The sequence below is a fragment of the Streptomyces bobili genome (genome assembly GCF_002154575.1).
Lineage (GTDB): Bacteria > Actinomycetota > Actinomycetes > Streptomycetales > Streptomycetaceae > Streptomyces > Streptomyces bobili.
On the sequence record NZ_MUBA01000590.1, the window covers coordinates 1 to 6,066 of the forward strand.

Below are 6,066 nucleotides of genomic sequence, written 5' to 3' on the forward strand. Positions count from 1 at the left end.
CAGGGCCCCCGCCCCGGCCGGCTCCCGCCTCGGCCTGATCATCGGCATCGTCGCGGCGGTCGCGATCGTGGCGGCGGTGGCCTGGCTGGCGCTCAAGTAGGAACAACGCGGCGCCGGCGCGCAGGTGGGATCAACACGGCGTCGGCGCTCAAACAGGAACAGCGGGGCGCGCCTTGACCGCGCGGGGCCTCGGACGCGCCGGCACGGCGGCGCGTCCGCCCGTACCCACACCCGTCCCGTCCTCGGTCAAGCCGACGGCGTCACTCCCACCTCACCGACACGTCCCGTGTCTCCACACGCATGCCCAGGGGGACGCGCCAGGCGTCCACGCACACCGTCCAGGTGCCGCGCTCGCGGGCGCCGGGGGCGATCGGCGCGGGGATCTCCTCCGTGGACTCGATCGTCGCCCAGTCGACGCCCAGGGCGCCGATGATGTGCGTCCCCAGGGTCACCGAGCCCGAACGGACCTCCGTACCGCCCGAGTTGTGGAAGGTGAGCGTCACCTGCTCGCACCACCGGCGGTCCGTGGCGGCGCGTTCGGGCTCGCCCACGTCCAGGACGGCAGGGCCGGCGGGTGGTGCCGTCGGCGAAACCGGCACCGGGGACGGTGAGTTGGAGGGGGTGGATGCCGGGGCCGAGCCGGGGCCGGCCGGTGCTCCGGGCGACGACGGGTGCGCGTTCGGGGCCGACGGCGGAGGCGGTGGAATCGGCGGGGCGTCGCTCGCCGACGGTGTCGGGGCGGCCTTGCCCGAGGGGGACGGCCCGGACTCCTCGCCGTCCAGCGGTATCAGCCGCACCCCGGCCGAGGGCGGCGCCGCGGCGCCCGAGGGGCCCGGCGCCGCGCCTGTCGCCACGTATCCCCCGTCCTGGCCGCCGCCTTCCACGGCCAGGAGTCCGAGTCCTCCCGCACACATGACGACGGCCGCCGACGCGCCCATTACGGCGCCCCGGCGGCCCTGGGTCCACATCGGCCGGCGCATCGCGCCAGTGTGGCTGACGGTTCGTCAGGAAGGAACCCCGCTGACGGGCCCGGCGGCCCGCCTCGGTGGCTCAGTCGGAGATCAGGCCCTCGCGGAGCTGGGACAGCGTGCGCGTGAGGAGGCGGGAGACGTGCATCTGGGAGATGCCGACCTCCTCGCCGATCTGTGACTGCGTCATGTTGGCGAAGAAGCGGAGCATGATGATCCGCCGCTCGCGCGGCGGCAGCTTGGCCAGCAGCGGCTTCAGCGACTCGCGGTACTCCACACCCTCCAGCGCCGTGTCCTCGTAACCGAGGCGGTCGGCGAGGGAGCCCTCGCCACCGTCGTCCTCGGGGGCCGGGGAGTCGAGGGAGGAGGCCGTGTACGCGTTGCCGACGGCCAGCCCGTCGACCACGTCCTCCTCGGACACGCCCAGGACGACGGCCAGTTCGGCCACCGTCGGCGAGCGGTCCAGCTTCTGGGCGAGTTCGTCGCTGGCCTTGGTGAGGGCCAGCCGCAGCTCCTGGAGGCGGCGCGGGACGCGCACCGACCACGAGGTGTCACGGAAGAAGCGCTTGATCTCGCCCACGACCGTCGGCATCGCGAAGGTCGGGAACTCGACGCCCCGTTCGCAGTCGAAGCGGTCGATCGCCTTGATCAGGCCGATGGTGCCGACCTGGACGATGTCCTCCATCGGTTCGTTGCGCGAGCGGAAGCGTGCTGCCGCGTACCGCACGAGCGGGAGGTTCAGCTCGATGAGCGTGTCCCGGACGTACGCGCGCTCGGGGCTCTCCTCGTCGAGCGCGGCCAGCCGCAGGAACAGGGAGCGGGACAGGGTGCGGGTGTCGATGGCCCCCGTGGCCGGAAGGGCCGGGACGGGAGCGGCCTCGAGGGCCGTGACGGCGACGAGCCCGTCGGGCTCGACGGTCGTGACGGGCTCGGTGGGCGCGGACTCGCTCTTTGTGAGCATGAGCACCTTCGAGCTGCCCTGGTCTGCGGACATGCCACCCCCTTTGGGTCGCGGGACGGTCGTGACGAACGCTCCGGATCGAGGAACGCCAGCCTTCACCTGAATACCGGAGCCGAAGCCCTGGCAAACGCGCTTCCGGCAGAATGTCACATGTCGGCAACACGCTGTAGTGACATGTCGACATGTGAGTCACGAAACGGCCCTGGAAAGAGGGGGTGTGACGGTGTTTCAGCGCACTTCAGCCCGGAAGTGCGCCGTTGAGGGATTCGCCCGTCACGGTGATGGATCGCTCCCGCGTTCGGTTACGCGTCTTCACTCCGAGGGGGGCACCCCCGACGGGCCACCCCCCGAGTGCCGCGCGAGCCCTCGCCCCCTGCCAGGGTCCTTCAGGCGTCGATGCGGTTGGCCGACCGCAGCCGCTGGAAACTGCGCGCCAGGAGGCGTGAGACGTGCATCTGGGAGACCCCGAGTTCCGCGCTGATCTGGGACTGGGTCAGGTTGCTGTAGTAGCGCAGCAGCAGGATCCGCTGCTCGCGTTCGGGGAGCTGGACCAGGAGGTGGCGGACCAGGTCGCGGTGCTCCACCCCGTCCAGCGCCGGGTCCTCGTAGCCGAGCCGGTCCAGCAGTCCGGGCAGCCCGTCGCCCTCCTGCGCGGCCTCCAGGGAGGTCGCGTGGTACGAGCGGCCGGCCTCGATGCAGGACAGCACCTCGTGCTCGGGGATGCGCAGCCGCCCGGCGATCTCGGCGGTGGTCGGCGTACGGCCGAAGGCGGTGGTCAGGTCCTCGGTCGCGCTGTTGACCTGCACCCACAGCTCGTGCAGCCGGCGCGGTACGTGGACGGTGCGCACGTTGTCGCGGAAGTACCGCTTGATCTCGCCCACGACCGTCGGCATGGCGAAGGTCGGGAACTGCACGCCCCGGTCGGGGTCGAAGCGGTCGATGGCGTTGATCAGGCCGATGGTGCCGACCTGGACGACGTCCTCCATCGGCTCGTTGCGGGAGCGGAAGCGTCCGGCGGCGTAGCGGACGAGGGGAAGGTTGGCCTCGATGAGCGCCCCGCGCACGCGGTCGTGCTCCGGCGTGCCCGGCTGGAGGTTCTTCAACTCGGAGAAGAGCACCTGGGTCAGTGCCCGGGTGTCCGCGCCGCGGCGCCGCTCGGGCGTCATCGGGGCGGGTGCCTCTTCCTGAGGCGGCGCAGTACTGGCCGACACGGTCAACGCCACCTCTTCGTCAGGTCAACTTCGGTCAACTCATCCATCAAAAGCGGTCATAGCATCACAAGACATGTGCACTGTGTGCAAGCACCCCATAACACCGTGTTGAGGGAGAAGTTGGCCGCAGGACGCGCGAAAGCCCCCCGCCGTTCCGGCGGAGGGCTCAGTGGAAGGCGCCTCAGAACGCGTAGTCGGCGATCACCCAGGTGGCGAACTCGCGCCAGAGGGCGACGCCGGCCTGGTGTGCCGGGTGCTCGAGGTACCGCTTCAGGGCGTCCGCGTCCTCGACCGCCGAGTTGATCGCGAAGTCGTAGGCGATGGGCCGGTCACTGATGTTCCAGCCCAGCTCCCAGAAGCGCAGTTCCTCGATCTGCCCGCCGAGGGCGCGGAAGGCCGCTTCGCCCTCCACCACCCGGGGGTCGTCACGGGTGACGCCCTCATTGAGCTTGAAGAGGACCAGATGGCGGATCAAGGGCACTCCCAGTGGCTACTGCCGCGCAGCCGCTTCTACTTCGCTCCGTCGGCGATCCAGGTGAAGAAGTCGCCGATGGCGCCGGCGGCGTCCGATATGCCCTCGAAGCCTATCTGGACGTAGTCCGCCGCCTTCTCCGGGTCCGTGATGATCACATAGAGCACGAAGACCACGAGTGCGTAGACGGCGATCTTCTTTGCGTTCACCGCCACCGCGGCCTCCCTCTGAGTACTGCCCCTAGGGCCCCCTGTTTGCCGGCCGCGAGTGTAACCCTCACATCATTTCCTCCGACCAACGCCACGACGGGCGGGGCGTTTTCGGGGGGTACGTGGCATCGGCCGTACAGCAAGACACCCCCTGACCCGTGTCGCCACGGTTCAGGGGGTGTCATCAGCGGTAGCGGAGGGATTTGAACCCTCGGTGACTTGCGCCACACTCGCTTTCGAGGCGAGCTCCTTCGGCCGCTCGGACACGCTACCGAGAGAGACCTTACAACAAGGTGAGCCCCGCTTTGAAATCGGATTCCCAGGCAGGATTCGCGACGCGATCAGCGGGAGCGGAAGAACTCGGTGAGCAGCGCGGCGCAGTCCTCGGCGAGGACCCCCTCGACGACCTCGGGGCGGTGGTTGAGCCGCCGGTCGCGGACGACGTCCCAGAGGGAGCCGGCCGCGCCCGCCTTGTCGTCGCGCGCGCCGTAGACGACGCGGTCCACGCGGGACTGGACGAGCGCGCCCGCGCACATCGTGCACGGTTCCAGCGTCACGACGAGCGTGCAGCCGGTCAGCCGCCACTCCCCGGTCCGCGCGGCGGCCCGCCGCAGGGCGAGGACCTCCGCGTGGGCCGTGGGGTCACCGCCCGCCTCGCGTTCGTTGTGGCCGGTCGCGAGGACGGTGGTGCCGTCGGCGCCCAGCACGACGGCACCGACGGGGACGTCGCCGCCGAGGGCGGCCAGCGCGGCCTCGTCCATGGCGAGCCGCATCGCGGCCCGCCATGGGTCACGTACGGGGTCGGCGGACCGGCCCCCCTCGGTCGGTGCGGTCAGCGGACGGTCTCCAGGACCTCCGAGGCCCCGAGGGACTCGGCGATCTCGGTGAGCGCGTCCGAGGACAGCGACTTCAGTTCCTTCTCGCCGACGCCGAGGTCGTCCAGGATGCCGGCGTCGCCGACGGGGCCGTGCGGCACCGCCTCGGCCGGGCCGGCGCTCGCCACGCCGTCCCCGTCGTCCTCGTCGACGTCGTCGCTCTCGTCGTCACCGTCCTCGGTGCCGTCGAGGTCGAGGGCGTCCAGGTCGTCGGCGTCAGCCGGATCTCGGCCCAGCAGTTCGTCGGTGAGCAGGATCTCGCCGTAGGAACTGCGGGCGGCTGCGCTCGCGTCGGAGACGAAGATGCGCGGGTCCTCCTCGCCGTCGATGCGGACGACTCCGAACCAGGAGTCCTCCTGCTCGATCAGCACGAGGACGGTGTCCTCGTCGGGAGAGGCTTCCCGGGCCAGGTCGGCCAGATCCGACAGGGTTTCCACATCGTCGAGCTCTGTGTCGCTCGCTTCCCACCCGTCTTCGGTGCGCGCGAGCAGTGCGGCGAAGTACACCGTGACTCTCCCACTGGTCATAGGCGTGCCGGTTGGGGGTCCCCCCGGCGGAGGTTGCGGGCGGAGAGAGCTGGAGGCTCCGAGCCCCACCCACTCGGAATCGTGGCAGAAACAAGGCGTCCAGGGGACATCTTCGGCTCCCTGTGTCCGGACGTTTTGATCGCGGGTCCACGGGGACGTCCGCGAGCGACGCGACCAGCGCACTCGTTGCCACCACCGCGGATCGTACGCGGCTTTGCCGTACGGCCACGCACGCCCACCCCGTAACGCGCGTGAGGTCGGCGATCCTCCCAACGGGCGCCGGGCGAGGGGCTACCAGCGGAAGGTGCGCATGCGCATCGCGTGTCGCAGCCGGGCGGTCTTGGCGCGGCGTGGCTGGACGCGGTCGCGCAGTTCCCGGGCCTCGGCCAGGTCGCGCAGGAACTGGGCGCGTCGCCGGCGGCGCTCGCCCTCGGTCTCCGCAGGCCTCTCCGCGGGCCCCTCCGAAGGGCCCTTCGGCGGCTCCTCCGGTCGCGGCGCCGCACGCTCTGGCAGGTCAGCCATTGGTCCACCACCCTGGTCCGTGTCCCACCACCTTCCCTGCGAAGGACGGTTTGATGCCGACGGAACCCTTGAGTCAGGGGGAGAGGCTCACTGTCTGTGGGGACGCTGGGCGGGTCGGGCCCGGTTACTGTTGTGGACATGCGTCTCCACGTCGTCGACCACCCCCTGGTGGCCCACAAGCTCACCACGCTGCGCGACCGCCGCACGGACTCCGCGACCTTCCGTCGCCTCGCCGACGAGCTGGTCACCCTGCTCGCCTACGAGGCGACGCGGGACGTGCGGACCGAGCAGGTCGACATCGTGACGCCGGTCGCCGGCACC

Annotated in this window: 9 protein-coding genes and 1 tRNA gene; 1 reads left to right on the forward strand and 9 read right to left on the reverse strand. The window is 70.9% G+C overall.

Annotated features, from left to right (window positions below; translation table 11 throughout):
- Window positions 1-260: 260 nt before the first annotated feature.
- From BZL64_RS34310 to BZL64_RS39635, 9 genes are all read right to left on the reverse strand, one after another.
- A complete protein-coding gene (locus tag BZL64_RS34310; protein ID WP_086772988.1) occupies window positions 261-980 on the reverse strand; it encodes a hypothetical protein in 720 nt (239 codons plus the stop codon).
- Between the two features lie 70 nt (window positions 981-1,050).
- On the reverse strand, window positions 1,051-1,962 hold the full coding sequence (locus BZL64_RS34315) for an RNA polymerase sigma factor SigF (protein WP_086772989.1): 912 nt from the start codon (window positions 1,960-1,962) through the stop codon (window positions 1,051-1,053).
- A 353-nt stretch (window positions 1,963-2,315) separates the two neighbouring features.
- A complete protein-coding gene (locus BZL64_RS34320; protein ID WP_086772990.1) occupies window positions 2,316-3,146 on the reverse strand; it encodes an RNA polymerase sigma factor SigF in 831 nt (276 codons plus the stop codon).
- A gap of 175 nt (window positions 3,147-3,321) precedes the next feature.
- Window positions 3,322-3,615, reverse strand: coding sequence for a Dabb family protein (locus tag BZL64_RS34325; protein ID WP_086772991.1), 294 nt, complete (start codon window positions 3,613-3,615; stop codon window positions 3,322-3,324).
- A gap of 35 nt (window positions 3,616-3,650) precedes the next feature.
- On the reverse strand, window positions 3,651-3,827 hold the full coding sequence (locus BZL64_RS40390) for a hypothetical protein (RefSeq protein ID WP_086772992.1): 177 nt from the start codon (window positions 3,825-3,827) through the stop codon (window positions 3,651-3,653).
- 182 nt (window positions 3,828-4,009) lie between these two features.
- Window positions 4,010-4,094, reverse strand: a tRNA-Ser gene (locus BZL64_RS34335).
- 68 nt (window positions 4,095-4,162) lie between these two features.
- Window positions 4,163-4,594: a tRNA adenosine(34) deaminase TadA gene (tadA, locus tag BZL64_RS34340; protein WP_086772993.1), complete on the reverse strand. Its 432-nt coding sequence runs from the start codon at window positions 4,592-4,594 to the stop codon at window positions 4,163-4,165.
- Window positions 4,595-4,653: 59 nt separating this feature from the next.
- The gene (locus tag BZL64_RS34345; RefSeq protein WP_086772994.1) at window positions 4,654-5,202 is read right to left on the reverse strand and encodes a tRNA adenosine deaminase-associated protein; all 549 of its coding nucleotides are present in this window, start codon (window positions 5,200-5,202) and stop codon (window positions 4,654-4,656) included.
- A gap of 312 nt (window positions 5,203-5,514) precedes the next feature.
- Window positions 5,515-5,745 (reverse strand): hypothetical protein, encoded by a 231-nt coding sequence (locus BZL64_RS39635; protein ID WP_143663387.1) that lies wholly within the window; start codon window positions 5,743-5,745, stop codon window positions 5,515-5,517.
- Between the two features lie 138 nt (window positions 5,746-5,883).
- Between BZL64_RS39635 and BZL64_RS34355 the strand changes: the two genes are divergently transcribed.
- On the forward strand, window positions 5,884-6,066 hold a 183-nt coding region (locus tag BZL64_RS34355), incomplete at its 3' end, for a uracil phosphoribosyltransferase (RefSeq protein WP_279634642.1).

What these genes read in the sequence shown, in the direction of transcription:
- BZL64_RS34310 (WP_086772988.1), bottom strand. Translation starts at nt 980, where the DNA reads ATGCGCCGGCCGATGTGGACCCAGGGCCGCCGGGGCGCCGTAATGGGC.
- BZL64_RS34315 (WP_086772989.1), bottom strand. Translation starts at nt 1,962, where the DNA reads ATGTCCGCAGACCAGGGCAGCTCGAAGGTGCTCATGCTCACAAAGAGC.
- tadA (WP_086772993.1), bottom strand. Translation starts at nt 4,594, where the DNA reads ATGCGGCTCGCCATGGACGAGGCCGCGCTGGCCGCCCTCGGCGGCGAC.
- BZL64_RS39635 (WP_143663387.1), bottom strand. Translation starts at nt 5,745, where the DNA reads ATGGCTGACCTGCCAGAGCGTGCGGCGCCGCGACCGGAGGAGCCGCCG.